Origin of the sequence: Mycolicibacterium duvalii (assembly GCF_010726645.1) — a bacterium.
GTDB classification, from domain to species: domain Bacteria; phylum Actinomycetota; class Actinomycetes; order Mycobacteriales; family Mycobacteriaceae; genus Mycobacterium; species Mycobacterium duvalii.
In genome coordinates this window covers 1,213,248-1,226,669 of the sequence record NZ_AP022563.1, presented here as the reverse complement: position 1 = coordinate 1,226,669, position 13,422 = coordinate 1,213,248, and the positions used below count along the sequence as shown (strand labels likewise).

14 protein-coding genes are annotated in these 13,422 nt (G+C 66.4%); 7 read left to right on the top strand and 7 right to left on the bottom strand.

Features of this window, described 5'->3' with window-relative positions; translation table 11 throughout:
• The first annotated feature begins 6 nt into the window (after positions 1-6).
• Genes G6N31_RS05635 through G6N31_RS05620 form a run of 4 tightly spaced genes read left to right on the top strand, consistent with a single transcriptional unit; the run spans position 7 to position 4,623 of the window.
• Positions 7-1,563, top strand: coding sequence for an SDR family oxidoreductase (locus G6N31_RS05635; RefSeq protein ID WP_163722050.1), 1,557 nt, complete (start codon positions 7-9; stop codon positions 1,561-1,563).
• Complete coding sequence (locus G6N31_RS05630; RefSeq protein WP_098002632.1) at positions 1,560-2,423, top strand: amidohydrolase family protein; 864 nt, start codon at positions 1,560-1,562, stop codon at positions 2,421-2,423. The genes G6N31_RS05635 and G6N31_RS05630 overlap by 4 nt, the downstream gene beginning before the upstream one ends.
• The gene (locus G6N31_RS05625; RefSeq protein WP_098002631.1) at positions 2,417-3,169 is read left to right on the top strand and encodes an SDR family NAD(P)-dependent oxidoreductase; all 753 of its coding nucleotides are present in this window, start codon (positions 2,417-2,419) and stop codon (positions 3,167-3,169) included. The genes G6N31_RS05630 and G6N31_RS05625 overlap by 7 nt, the downstream gene beginning before the upstream one ends.
• Positions 3,166-4,623, top strand: a complete 1,458-nt coding sequence (locus G6N31_RS05620) for a class I adenylate-forming enzyme family protein (RefSeq protein ID WP_098002630.1) — start codon at positions 3,166-3,168, stop codon at positions 4,621-4,623. The genes G6N31_RS05625 and G6N31_RS05620 overlap by 4 nt, the downstream gene beginning before the upstream one ends.
• A gap of 6 nt (positions 4,624-4,629) precedes the next feature.
• On the opposite strand, the gene G6N31_RS05615 is transcribed toward G6N31_RS05620, so the two are convergent.
• Positions 4,630-5,079, bottom strand: a complete 450-nt coding sequence (locus G6N31_RS05615; protein ID WP_234815230.1) for a VOC family protein — start codon at positions 5,077-5,079, stop codon at positions 4,630-4,632.
• A gap of 745 nt (positions 5,080-5,824) precedes the next feature.
• Positions 5,825-6,250 carry a 1-acyl-sn-glycerol-3-phosphate acyltransferase gene (locus G6N31_RS05610; protein WP_098002629.1) on the bottom strand — a complete coding sequence of 142 codons (426 nt, stop codon included), beginning with the start codon at positions 6,248-6,250 and terminating at the stop codon, positions 5,825-5,827.
• Positions 6,251-6,431: 181 nt separating this feature from the next.
• On the opposite strand from G6N31_RS05610, the gene G6N31_RS05605 reads away from it, so the two are divergent.
• The 3 genes from G6N31_RS05605 (at position 6,432) to G6N31_RS05595 (ending at position 9,552) form a co-directional block, all read left to right on the top strand.
• Entirely contained in the window at positions 6,432-6,731 is a 300-nt protein-coding gene (locus tag G6N31_RS05605; protein ID WP_420090389.1) for a hypothetical protein, read from the top strand.
• 101 nt (positions 6,732-6,832) lie between these two features.
• A complete protein-coding gene (locus G6N31_RS05600) occupies positions 6,833-8,158 on the top strand; it encodes a phosphoribosyltransferase family protein (protein ID WP_098002628.1) in 1,326 nt (441 codons plus the stop codon).
• Positions 8,159-8,169: 11 nt separating this feature from the next.
• Positions 8,170-9,552: a TlpA family protein disulfide reductase gene (locus tag G6N31_RS05595; RefSeq protein ID WP_163722048.1), complete on the top strand. Its 1,383-nt coding sequence runs from the start codon at positions 8,170-8,172 to the stop codon at positions 9,550-9,552.
• On the opposite strand, the gene G6N31_RS05590 is transcribed toward G6N31_RS05595, so the two are convergent.
• The 5 genes from G6N31_RS05590 to G6N31_RS05570 form a co-directional block, all read right to left on the bottom strand.
• Complete coding sequence (locus G6N31_RS05590; RefSeq protein WP_098002695.1) at positions 9,533-9,874, bottom strand: glutaredoxin domain-containing protein; 342 nt, start codon at positions 9,872-9,874, stop codon at positions 9,533-9,535. The genes G6N31_RS05595 and G6N31_RS05590 overlap by 20 nt on opposite strands.
• Before the next feature lie 136 nt (positions 9,875-10,010).
• A complete protein-coding gene (locus G6N31_RS05585; RefSeq protein ID WP_098002694.1) occupies positions 10,011-10,550 on the bottom strand; it encodes a hypothetical protein in 540 nt (179 codons plus the stop codon).
• Positions 10,551-10,611: 61 nt separating this feature from the next.
• Positions 10,612-11,913, bottom strand: a complete 1,302-nt coding sequence (locus G6N31_RS05580) for a TrpB-like pyridoxal phosphate-dependent enzyme (RefSeq protein ID WP_098002693.1) — start codon at positions 11,911-11,913, stop codon at positions 10,612-10,614.
• A gap of 213 nt (positions 11,914-12,126) precedes the next feature.
• Entirely contained in the window at positions 12,127-12,750 is a 624-nt protein-coding gene (locus G6N31_RS05575) for an RES family NAD+ phosphorylase (protein ID WP_163722046.1), read from the bottom strand.
• On the bottom strand, positions 12,744-13,253 hold the full coding sequence (locus tag G6N31_RS05570; protein WP_163722043.1) for a hypothetical protein: 510 nt from the start codon (positions 13,251-13,253) through the stop codon (positions 12,744-12,746). The genes G6N31_RS05575 and G6N31_RS05570 overlap by 7 nt, the downstream gene beginning before the upstream one ends.
• Positions 13,254-13,422: the final 169 nt, after the last annotated feature.

Below are 13,422 nucleotides of genomic sequence, written 5' to 3'. Positions count from 1 at the left end.
GTGGTAGTGGTGACCGGCGGCGGCGGTGGGATCGGTGCGGCGATCGCCCTGGAACTGGGCCGTGCCGGCGACTACGTGGTGACCGTGGACCCGTTGGTATCGCTCGACGGTGCCCAGACGTTGTCGAGTAGTGAGCAGACGACCGCGGACCGGATCATCGCTGCCGGGGGCGCGGCGCGGGCCTCGGGGGTGTCAGTCACCGACTCCCCCTCGGTCACCGCCTTGCTGACCGAGTTGGCCGAGGAGTTCGGCGGACTCGACGCCGTGGTCAACGTCGCCGGCATCAGCCGGCCCACCAGCTACACCGCTGGCGCTGACGCGGACTGGACCGCAGTCCTCGAAGTCCACCTCGACGGCTATCGCAACGTGCTGTGCGCGGCCCTGCCGTTGATGGCCGCAGCCGGGCGCGGGCACATCCTGGGTGTCACCTCGGGATCGGGATGGCGCGCCGCCGATACCGGAGCCTACGGCTGCGCCAAACGTGCCGTGGCAGCCCTGACGTGGCAGATCGGACGCCAGGCGCCCGACGGCGTCACGGTCAACGCCATCTCCCCCATCGCCGCCACCAGGATGGTTGCCGGCGCACTGGCAGCCGCCCGCAAGTCGACGGCGGCCACCGGGGGGTTGGCGCTGAACACTATGCCTGATCCGGACGAAATCGGCCCGCTGGGCGCGCATTTGGTCGACGCCACCTTCACCGCATGCCAGGGCCGGGTGCTGTTCTCCGCAGGTTCGGAAGCGGCAGTCATCGACGAGCCCCGCCTGATCGAAGTGGTGCGGGCAAACCACCTCCCCTACCCGGCGAGGGTTCTCGACGCGGCAATTGAGAAGGCACTTGTTCCCGCCGAGAAGCGTCAAGCCAGCAGCGGCGGAAGCAACGCCAGATTCGGACGGGCGTTCGAGCGGGTGGCCGACGAAGATCCGCCGCCATCGGCCGCAACCACCTGTGCGGTCTGCGCCGATTCAGACGCTGTCGCAGCAGACATCGCCGCTGCATTGCGGGCGCGCGAGATAGCCGTGACAACCGTCGACGAACCCGCGGCGCTCAGCGATATCCCCACCCTGGACGCGGTTGTCGTCGCACTGGCGGACCATCCGTCGATGTCGAATTCAGCACCGCAGTGGCGGCGGATCCTGGAAGAGCACGACGGCATCGTCGCGCAGATCGATGCGGACACTGCGTGGGCCCGTGCGGTCGCTCGCCTCGCGATGAGCACGGAACGTCACGTGCGGTTGGTGGTCGTCCACGACGCCGCCACTTCCGGTGGACGGACCCGCGCGCAGGTGTCAACGCAGTTGTCCCGCGCCGGCCACGATGCCACCGCCGGTCTCGTACAGCACTGTTGTGTCAGCGTCGAAACAGACTATCCGCCAGTGGATCTGATCGCGCACCTGGTGTGCAGCCCGCACACCGGCGATCTTGCCGGAGCGGAACTCGTCGCGGGCCCCGGATGGTTCGGACTCCGCAGCCACCCCCACCCGACCGGCAGCATCACCTACGGCGGTCCGCAGATCCCCGAGTGGTTCGATGACGCCCTCCAGGAAGTGGTGCAACCACGATGACAGCAGCATTGCGACCGAACCGGATCGTCGACACCCATGTGCACCTATGGGATCCGGCTCGCACCGATTGGTATCCCTACCTCTCGACCGAGCAGGCACAGCTCGGCATGGGCGACGTCAGCGCGATGGCGCGACGGTTCGACATGACTGAGTACAGATCGGAGGCCGGTGAGTGGAACATCGAGAAGATCGTCAATGTCGCCGCGGCCACCAACTGGCATTCCGTGGACGAGACACTCGAACTCGACCGATGCGGTGAACCTGACGCGATCATCGGCGGGCTGCCGTTCACCGAGTCGGTATCCGAGGCCATCTCGGCGTTGGATCGGCAGCAGGTGGCGTCACGGTTTCGCGGGGTGCGCCCGATGGGAGCCTATGCCGGACCGCTGCCCGCCGACGAGGTCTTGCACGAGCTCGCCGAGCGCGGCCTCATCTACGAGATCATGACGCATCCCGACCAGCTCCTGGCCGCGGCGCATGGGCTGCGCCACCACGACGATCTGGTGGTGGTCGTTGAGCACACCGGTTGGCCGCGTGATGATTCCGCTGACGAACGCCAGCGGTGGCAGGAGGGCATGCGAGCCCTGGCCGAGGTGGGTCCCAACGTGATGTGCAAGCTCTCCGGGCTGGCGATGCCCTTGGGTTCGATGGAGGCCGGCGTGTTCGCACCGTGGCTGGAGAAATCGATCGAAACCTTCGGAACAGAGCGATGTTTCTTCGGCAGCAACTTCCCGGTTGACGGCCTGCACGGCACGCTGGACCAACTCTGGCACACGTATTCGACCGCAACGGCAGGCCTGTCGGCCGAGGATCGCGAACAGCTGTTTGCCACCAACGCCGAACGGATCTACCGATGCTGAACGGAACTGACGGGACCCGGCTCGCAGTGGTCACCGGTGGCAGCGGTGGCATCGGCAAGGCATGCGGCCGCGAATTGGCCGGGCGCGGCTACGACGTGGTCCTCACCGCTCGCCGCGAACCCGCGCTGCGCGCCGCAGCCGACGAGGTCGGGGCTCGGTATTTCCTCGCAGACGCATCATCGCCCTCGTCGTTCGGCGCGGCCATCGCCGCTCTCGACCGCGTGGATCTCATGGTGCATGCCGCGGGAACGCTCGACGGCACCTATGCGCGCAAGCAGACCTTCCAACAATGGCGAAATACGATGTCGGCCAATCTGGACTCCTGCTTCGTGGTCGTTCAGGCCGCCCTGCCGCTGATGAGCGCGGGATCCCGGTTCGTGTTCGTGTCGTCGTCGGCGGCACATGAGCCCATGCCGGGGCGTACGGCCTATTCGGCGTCCAAGGCAGGGATGAACGCGTTCGCTCGCGCATTGGCCCTCGAAGTCGACCGCGACGGTATCAACGTCAATATTGTCACGCCCGGGCCGGTGGAAACCGACATGCTCCAGGATGTCCCGTTCGAGATGCACGCGGTCACGGCCGAGGATGTCGCGCAAACGGTGGCGTGGCTCGACACCGTGCAGGCCTCGGTGGACCTACCGGAGATAAGACTGAACGCCATCACCCGGGGACCGGCCGCTCGCGAGCCGGTAGTGCCGCTCGAGGCACGGCGCCGCGCTCGACGAGAGGAGACGGAGCGCTTGTGACCGACATCCCCTACGGTCGGCAACTCACCGATCTTGCCGACAACGATCCCGACGGCACCGCCTTGATCTTCATCGCCCGCGATGGGGCGCAAACGTCGCTGTCGTGGTGCCAACTCGAGCAGGCGGCCAACACTTGGGGACGCGCGTTGCGGTCCAAAGGAGTCGCGTTCGGGGACCACATCGCGCTTTGCCTACCGAATTCGGTCGAGTTGGTGAACACCGTCCTAGCCGCATGGAAGATCGGGGCGATTCCCATCCCGATGCGCTGGGACCTACCGGATTGGGAGCAACAGCGCCTGCTGGAGGTCATCGACCCAGCCTTCGTTCTTGACGGTTCCACCGCCGGTGATTTGCAGCGCGCGGCCGCGACGCATTCCGATGCACCGCTACCAGTCGTCGTCTCCCCCGCCGTGAACGGCATCTGCAGTTCGGGGTCCACCGGGCTGCCGAAAATCATCCTCAACACCTCGCCGGGGGTCTGGACACCGGCCTCGAGCCTGCCGTTCATGGCGCACTGGACCGAGGTCTGTCAGCCTCAGACGATTCTGGTACCCGCGCCGATGTACCACACCAACGGATTCATCCCGCTGCGATTCCTGCTCGGCGGTGATCGTTTGGTGGTCCTGGAGAAGTTCGACGCCCGGCTCTTTCTCGATGCCGTGGAACGGCATCGGATCACCACCTTCACCGCCACACCGACGATGCTGTCCCGGTTGGCCGATCAACCCGACGTCGATCAGCGGGACCTGTCCAGCATCGAGTGGATCCTGCAAGGCGGCGCCGTCATGCCGCCGACCTTGTTGCATCGCTGGTTCGATCTGCTGAGTCCGGAGCAAGTGGTGCTGTCCTACGGCATGACCGAAAACCTCGGGCTGGCCGCGCTGCGCGGCGATGAATGGCTCGATCACCCTGGCAGTGTGGGGCAAGGATTCCGCGACACCGAGATCCAGATCCTCGATGATGCGGGCGATCCGGTGCCGACCGGGGAGATCGGCGAGATCTACCTGCGGGCGCCCATGACCGGCCAGTACCGATATATCGGCGGTGCCCCGCCGTTGACAACCACCGCAGACGGGTTCACCTCCGCGGGCGATCTCGGCTGGCTCGACTCCGACGGCTACCTCTACGTTGCCGACCGCCGCACCGACATGATTGTCACCGGCGGAGCAAACGTGTTTCCCGCAGAAGTGGAGTCCGCACTCATCGACCATCCAGGAATCGCTGACGTCGTGGTGATCGGCCTCACCGATCCCCGATGGGGCCGGCGCGTACACGCCGTGGTGCAACCCTCAGATCACGCGCACCCACCCACAGCCGACGGTGTAATCGAATACGTCCGAGGACGTTTGGCCGCCTACAAGGTACCCAAATCGGTGGAAGTCGTCGACGAGATTCCCCGAACGGCGGCAACCAAGGTCAGCCGCTCGGCCATGGTGCAGGCCCGCGGCGGCTGACGCCGGTCAGGGCCGCGGTGGAAGTGCGTTGAGCCAATCCATGGTCAGCAATTCCAGCAGTTGGCCATCGGGATCTCGCACCATCGCCGAGCGCGCTGTAACCGTCTGATCTTCGACCGCGCCACCGAACTGCGGCACCAACGCCAACGTGTGCGCCATGTCCGGCACCGACAGCGAGATGTGGGTCAGGCCCAGTTCATCCATGACCCGCACGATTTCTCTGCGGGGCTGACGGTGGGCATAACTGATCAGCTCCAGGACCAGACCGTCACGAACGAGATAGGTGGCGTGCGCGCCGACGGGCGGTTCCAGTTGCAGGAGTTGAGCTGTGCCGTCATCGGGCGGATCCAACTCCCACCAGAACTCGAACCCGAACACGCCTTCGTAAAAACGCTGCGCGACATGACGATCCCGAACGCAGATGCCGACGTGATTGAATGATGAAAGTTCGGACACCCGACTCACTTTACCTTCGGGCGCACCACGAGTACTGAAGAACAGAAGGGCTGTCCACCAAATGTATTCAGTCGCTGACGGATGCCGCCTTCGACCTATATTGCCAGGTCCGCCGGGCGGTATTGACGCCCGGATTCCCACAGGCACGAGACTACGGCCACGTTGAGTCCCAGGGTGGCAAGCCAGCGCCGAGACTCTGTCCAAGCCTGCACGTCACGGAAGCGGAGCCCCACTTTCAGGCGGTGATCAAAGGACGTTCGGCCCTTCGGCTGCTCACCGCGGACGTGACGGGGAAGGCGGACTGCAAACCCCACGGCGGCAACCGTCCCTCCGGCACTATCAAGTCTTCCTGGATACCGTCCGGCGCTCTCGCACTGTTGCGGATTTATTGACCGGGTGCTGTCCGTAACCAGATGAGAGTGCGCAGGTCAGCCTCCCCCGCACCCTCTACTAGTTCCGGATCGGACACTGCTGGTGTCCTATCCGCAAGCTAAGGAGAGTAGTCCGGGAAAACCAGAGGCCCTGTCCGGATGTCCACCTCGCGTTCCGGAACTTTCTCAGAGTCCATATCCAGGAGCATCAGAATAAATGAATCGGGCGCTGGATCCATCGACCTGGGCGGCATCGGCAGTGTCGGAGCCCGCCTGAAAGGAAGACCGCCCCCTCCTGGCTCTTGGCCTGTCCGCAGCATCAAACCGTCAACGTGATGAATGCAAAACCCGTCAGCCGCTCGTGCTGGAGCACTTCACCGGCAACTAAGTGGAACGAGGACGGCATCACCCCGGCAAGCGAGAAGCGAGAGACCGTCCAGCCAGCTCGAATGGTTGGCCACGACGATCGCAGGCTCTTGGGGCAGTCGATCGAGATTGTGCACAGAAATCACCCTTCCGGTCAGGCCGGCCAGAAGCCGGACCGCTCCGCAGGCGATATACCAGCGCCAACGCAACCGCGGTATCACCAGCAGCTGGATGAGCACCGGCACCGCGAGCATCCCGATTACCGTCGACGCAGAGGCCGCGAACGTGACGGCGGCCACAGCGCGCCGGGCGCGGCGCAGCGACGGAACGGTTCCGCGCAGCCGGATACGAGCCAGCTCCCACCACAGTGGCCGCGGTCGGGCGCCGATGCTGCCGCGTTCATAGATCTCTCGGCCGGCGGCGCGGCAGATCATGTCGCGGCAGGTGACATACGCGGAGTCGAAAGTCCCGCCAACTATGGTCAAAGGTCCCCGAGAACAGGGCCTTTCGCCAGCTGACCAGGGCGCCGACAGACGTCGATCCTGTAGTCGGGCCAGCCTCGATAGTGAGAGGCTCAGCGGTGGTCGAGCGATCGACCAGAGGACGGTGACACATATGGCTCAGCGCTCGGTCAGACGCGAGAAACCCGAGAAGAAGGCCGTCATGAAGCAGGCCGCGAAACCCGAAGAACCGGGCGCACGGATCGTGGTCCTCACCGCCGATCCCGACAGGCGCGTGGAGATTCTGCCGGGGTGTCACCTCGATTCCCTGGGCCGCACAGAGAACGCGTACTTCTTCGAGGACGGCAACGAGCTGATCGGGATGATCGTCGAGGGCGGCACGGTCGAGTATCACAAGGCCGACCGCACCTACGTCGTCCGGCTCACCGACGGGCAGCACACCGACAGTCGATAGAAAAAGGGACCTAAACGGACCGAAAGGTCGGGGCTGTAGTCGATCGGGTCAGGGACCTTTTCCCGTATCAGGACGACATCAAGTCCGTAAGCCTTGGGGTTATGAAGATCTTCGACGACCGCGTCGACGCTGGACGCCAGTTGGCCCAGCGTCTGGCGCATGTTCGTGGCCAGGATGTCGTGGTCCTCGGCCTGCCGCGCGGCGGAGTGCCGGTAGCCTTCGAGGTCGCCAAAGCATTGCGGGCACCGCTTGACGTTCTCGTCGTTCGCAAGCTCGGTGTGCCGTTCCAGCCGGAGCTGGCCTTCGGCGCCATCGGCGAGGAAGGCGTGCGGGTGCTCAACGACGACGTCGTGCGCGCGGCACAGCTCGACGGCAACGACATCGACCGGGTCGAACGCAGGCAGCGGACCGAACTACAGCGTCGCGCGGAATGCTTCCGGCGCGGCCGTGACCGGGTCTCGTTGACGGGACGGACGGCCGTGATCGTCGACGACGGCATCGCGACCGGTGCGACGGCCAAGGCGGCATGCCAGGTCGCCCGCGCGCACGGCGCGAGCCGGGTGATGCTGGCGGTGCCCATCGGCCCAGACGACATTGTCGAGCGGTTCGCGGGACATGCCGATGAGGTGCTGTGCCTGCAGACACCGGCGGCGTTCTTCGCCGTCGGGCAGGGCTACCGCAAGTTCACCCAGACTTCCGACGAGGAAGTGGTGGCGTTGCTCGATCGCGCCCGGGATGAGTCGGTCGGCAAAACGGTGGCCGCCGCAGACCCGCCGCTGCGTGACGAGGAGGTCCAGGTGGTCGCGGGCCAGGTGGCCGTGGCGGGACACCTGACCATCCCCGAAAGCCCCAGGGGCATAGTGGTCTTCGCCCATGGCAGCGGAAGCAGTCGGCACAGCCCCCGAAACCGCTACGTCGCGGAGGTGCTGCACGGCGCCGGCCTCGCCACGCTGCTGTTCGACCTGCTCACGCCGGGCGAAGAACGCGACCGCGCCAACGTCTTCGACATCGAATTGCTGGCGTCGCGACTGGTCGACGTGACCGGATGGTTGGCCACGCAGCCCGACGCCGCGTCGCTGCCGGTGGGGTACTTCGGCGCGAGCACCGGTGCCGGTGCCGCGCTGGTGGCGGCGGCCGATCCGCGAGTGAAGGTCGGGGCCGTCGTGTCCCGTGGGGGTAGACCGGATCTCGCGGGCCGGTCGCTGGCGAAGGTCACGGCGCCGACACTGCTGATCGTCGGTGGGCGCGACGAGGTGGTCCTCGAGCTGAACCGGCGGGCGCAGGCCGCGATTCCTGGCCGATGCGAACTCACGGTGGTCCCTCGGGCCACACACCTTTTCGAAGAACCCGGCACCCTGGAACAGGTCGCCGAACTGGCGCGCGACTGGTTCGTCGACCACCTGCGCCGGCCAAACGCGAACCCGTAGACGAAGAGATAGTGGGCGCCGGACATCGCACTGTGCCGCAGCGGCGCAGTTTGCAGATGGCCCGCCACCGTCCGGTCACCGGTGCCCATGCGCTCGTCGTGGCGCTCGCCCTTCTGTGCGGCCTGCTGGGCGGGTCGCTGGCTGACGCACCCCAGTCGCGCTCGGCGCCGCGCGACACGGTCACTCTGTACTTCTTCTGGGGTGAAGGGTGTCCGCACTGTGCGGCCGCCAAGCCCGCGCTGGCCGATCTGCAGGCTCGGTACCCGGCTCTTCGGGTGCGCGATTTCGAGGTGGTCGGCAGCGTTGAGAATCAGCGCCTGTTCAGCGATATGGCCGTCAAGTTCGGATTCGAGCCGACCGGTGTGCCCACGTTCTTCCTCGGGGAACGGCACTGGGTGGGTTACGTCGAGGGACGGACGGAGCACGAACTCGAGTCCGCGATCGTCGGGTGCCTGGAGAGCGGCTGTCCCGACGCCGGGGCGGGCGTCATGGCACCTGCCGCGCCGAGGTCGGAGGAGTCCTCGGCACCGGAAACGCCGATCGCCGACGTCATTCGCCTTCCGATCCTGGGTGACGTCGACGTCGCGAGTCAGTCGCTGGTGCTGACCACGGTGCTGGTGGCGGCGGTCGACGGTTTCAACCCCTGCTCGCTGTGGGTGCTCTCGATCCTGCTCGCACTGACCTTGCGCACCGGGTCCCGCCGTAGCATCGCGGTGATCGGCCTGGTTTTCATCATCGTCACCGCACTGTTCTACGCGCTGTTCATCGCCGGACTGTTCTCGATCTTCTCGGTGCTCACATTCGCGCTGCCCGTGCGGATCGGCGTCGCGTTGATTGCCCTGATTTTCGGCGCCATCAACATCAAGGACTACTTCTGGTTCAAGAAGGGGGTCTCCCTGACCATTCCGGAGGCAAGGAAACCGGGCATCTACCGCAGGATGCGGGACGTGATTGCCGTGGCCGATTCGATGCCGGCGCTGATCGCCGCCACGGCGTTGTTGGCGGCCGGCGTCTCCTTCGTCGAACTCGCCTGCACCGCAGGTTTTCCGGTTCTGTGGACGAACCTCGTGTCGGCACGCGAGGTCAGCGTGGCCGTCTTCGTGTTGCTGTTGGCGCTCTACATGCTGGTCTATCAGTTGGATGAGCTCGTGATCTTCGGCGGCGCCGTGATCACCCTGCACGCAAAGAAACTCGAGGAAAAGCAGGGCCGACTGCTCAAGTTGATCGGCGGCGTGCTGATGGTGAGCCTGGCGGTGGTGATGTTGGTGAACCCGTCCCTGATGAACAACGTCGGAACCTCTTTGCTGGTCTTCGCCGCTGCCGCCGGTGCCACTGTCGCCGTAGTGCTGGTGCACCGGCTCATCCAGTTGCGCGTCAGCCCTCGCGCCCACTAGCGGCTTCTCTTCCACCGCTCCCCCGACCCAGTCCCAGTCTGTCCCACAGCCGCGGCGGAGGCTGCACTCCGGCGGCGCGCAGCACCTGGCGCGACGACGGATTGACCAGCGCCAGCTCATCGATGAACACTGTCGGGACTGTCTCGTTGCCGTCCGCCACCGACCGAACTCGCGCCGCGGCCTCCGGATCCTCCCAGATGTTGACCTCCCGCAACACCAGCCCCGACTTGCGCAGCGAACGCAGCAAGCCACGACAGAACGGACAGCCAGGTCGCCAGTACACCTCCACCACCGGGGCTCCCGCCGCGTCAGACTCGGTCATCGGCATCTCCTCGGGTAGATCCGCACACCGATGGCATTGTCAAGACGCTGACAACAGCGCGCGTGGTGACGTCGGCACTGCGCTCCGAAGGCTTCACCTGGTTCGTATCTGACCGGCGAACACTCATCGTGACGAACTATTTCTGACGGGGACGGTACGGCCCCGCGCTCGGCGGCGGCCAGGTGATCGTGGCGCCGCTCTCGCGGACACCCCATTTGCGTTTCGACGGCTGCCGCATGTGCGGGTGCGAATCCTTTACCGGGGTGATCGCCACCGTGACCCATACCGCCGTCAGCGCCGCCGCGGCCACCGCGGACACCCCGGACGAGGTCGCCAGGATCGAGTCCGCCGAGCTAGTACGGCACCACCAGAACGCGCCGAGCCCGGCGACCGTCGACACCCCGGACAGGTAAGCCGCCGCGACGGACCACCGGAACCGGCGACGCCGCAGCGAGACGACCGAACAGATCACGGCGCCCGCGCCCAGCGCGGATGCGACCAACGGTAAACCCTCGCTTACCACCCATGCGGTAATCCCGGTGACCACCAGCACCGTGGTCGCCGCCCACGCCACGCGCCGCGCCCAGATGGGTAGATAAACGTCGTCGAGTACCCGGTGTTCGATCTGTTTGAGGGTCGCCTCGAGGGACTGGTCGCGCGACCGCAGACGGAACACCGGGCTCACCTCCTCGAGAAATGCCTGGCGTTGAGGATAGTCGCGGCCACAAACCGCCTGTTCAGAGCTTGCCGTCGAGGTACGCCGCGTATGCCGGCAGATCGAGCTGGCCGTGCCCGGACAGTCCGATCACCACGACCTGCTCGCGGGGATTGTCCGCGACATGGTTGGCCGCCGCCGCGATGGCATGCGTCGACTCCGGTGCCGGCACGATGCCCTGCGCGCGTGCGAACTGCACACCTGCGGCGAACGCGTCGTGCTGCGAGATCGCTACGCCCTCAACCAGCCCGAGCTCGACGGTGTGGCTGAGCGCCGGCGCCATGCCGTGGTAGCGCAGCCCGCCGGCGTGGATCGGGTCAGGCACGAAGTCCATGCCGAGCGTGTGCATTTTGAGCAGCGGGGTCAGCCCCGCCACGTCGCCGTGATCGTAGCGGTACTCGCCCTCGGTGATCGACGGGCAAGCGGTCGGCTCGGCGGCCACGATCCGCGGGTTCGATCGGCCGTGGATCTTCTCCCGCAGGAACGGAAACGACAGTCCGGCGAGGTTGGAACCGCCGCCGGCGCAACCGTATACGACATCAGCGCCGTCGGGCTCCACCAACGCCAGCTGCGCAACGGCCTCCTGCCCGATGACGGTTTGATGCAGCACCACGTGGTTGAGCACGCTGCCCAGCGCGTAGCGGGCCTCGGGGTCGGCCGCGGCGACCTCGACCGCCTCGCTGACCGCCATACCGAGGCTGCCGGTGGTGTCCGGATCCTTGGCCAGGATGGCCCGCCCGGCTTCGGTGAGCGTCGACGGGCTTGAGTGCACAGTCCCGCCGTAGGTCCGGATGAGATGACCGCGATACGGCTTCGACTCATACGAGGCACGAACCTGCCACACCTCGATCTCCAGGCCGAACTGGGCCCCGGCGAACGACAGCGCGCTGCCCCACTGGCCGGCTCCGGTCTCGGTGGTCAGCTTCCGCACACCGTCGATGGAGTTGTAGTAGGCCTGCGCCACCGCGGAGTTTGTCTTATGGCTGCCCACCGGGCTCACGCCCTCGTACTTGACGTAGATGTGGGCTCCGGTGTTCAGAACCTTCTCGAAGCGCCGGGCACGGATCAGCGGTGACGGACGCCAAATCGTGTAGATCTCCCGCACCTCCTGCGGGATCTCGATGTAGGGGTCGGTGGCCATCTCCTGCGCGATCAACCCGCTGGCGAACAGTGGCGCGAGGTCATCCGGGCCGACCGGTTCCTTCGTACCCGGATGCAGATGCGGCGGGATCGGCTCGTCCAGCTCGGCCGCCAGGTTGTACCAGTGCGTCGGCACCTCGACGGTGACGAGGTCCCGATGGGTGACGTCGAGCTGTTCGGTCATGCCGGACACCCTAACGGTGGCGTTTGCGCAGCTGAAACGTTCTGGTCAGGTAGACGTCAACTCCCGGGCCCTGGCAGGTGCCGGGGGGCATGCGGCTCCTCTTCGACTCAGCCCCGCGCCGAGACCGGGTCACCGGCGGGATGCGCAGGTATTCGGCGCTCCGCATCGAGTCCAGCTCGGGCAGTTCCCTGAGGCTGTCGAGGCCGGAGTCAGTCACGGCCCCAACAAGACATCGACGTGCAACGGCGCGCACAGATCGATCAGCCAAAGCTGATCGGATCCGGTGGCGAAGAGCCGGCCGAAGGTGACGTCCTGGATGAACGCACCTTCGCAACGATCTCCGAAGAACACATATGCCTTGGCGTCGTTGCACATTCGCGACATCCACACCAGGCCGTCGAGCCCGGCCTCGTGTGCAGCGTGCGCCCAGGTGGCCGTGTCGGAATAGGTATCGGCACCGCTGGCCGTCAGTTCGGCTGCGGTCACCTTGAGCTTGCGCAGACCGAGTCCGTGCAGCACGGCGACGGTGAGCGGGCGGGCCACCTCCAGGCGCGCCATGACCGCCCGGGAGTACGCGTCGTACGGAAGCACACCGCCGGCGGCCGGGACGTCGTGGAGCAGCGTCTCGGCCACCGCCGCCTCCTCGGTGGCCGCGGCGTACAGGACGGGAACCGGCGGGTCGCCGAAAAAGGCGAAGCGCGTGGGCGATCCGAACCCCGGGTTGAAACTCGTCGCCCGGCGCTCAGGAGCGGCGGTGAAGACGCGGTAGAGCTGGGTGCCGACGCCCAGTGTCGCGGTGCGCGGGTGGAAGGGCTTCGGTGGTGCGGGTGTCACCACCGAACCGACCAGGCGCGGCGGGCCGCGTCGAGCACTCGTTCCGGTTGACCCGCCAGGAGGTCGACCGGACGTAGCTCGTCCAGATACGTGGTGGGCGCGCAAAGCCATTGCACCACGGCGCTTTCCGACCATCCTGCCTCGTCTGCCAGCTCTCGCAGCGCCCGGATCACCGGAAGCGGCCGGCCGTCGGCGCCGAACTGGAACCCGGGGAACAACGTCTGTCGGCCTCTGGCGATCGCCAGCAGCGCCTTGTCCCGGCGGACTGCTGCGGCGAGATTTCGCGGAGCGGTGGACTTCGAGCCCATTCGCCGGCCCGCCTCGGTGCTGGTGAGCAACCCGAACTCGGCGTCGATGCGGTCGTAGAGGTTCCGCTCGGCTTGCACAGCCCGCGCCACCGACGGCTCGATGTAGACGTCGACGGCGTCCAGCGCGGCACCCAGCGCCGCGGCGCTCTCCCGGATGCGCTGCGCGACGTCCACCAGATGGCTGTGGGCAGCGGTCATCGCGTCACCTCGCTGGTCGTGCATATCGTGCAGGTCCAGCGTATCGCATGAACCGCACGTGCAGCCACCTGCGCCGGCAGCACCGGCATTCTTCCGGCAATTGCCTGCGCACGTGGACCCTCGCGTGCAGACTCGCGACTGCAGGACCGGCACAGAGGTGGAGGTGCCC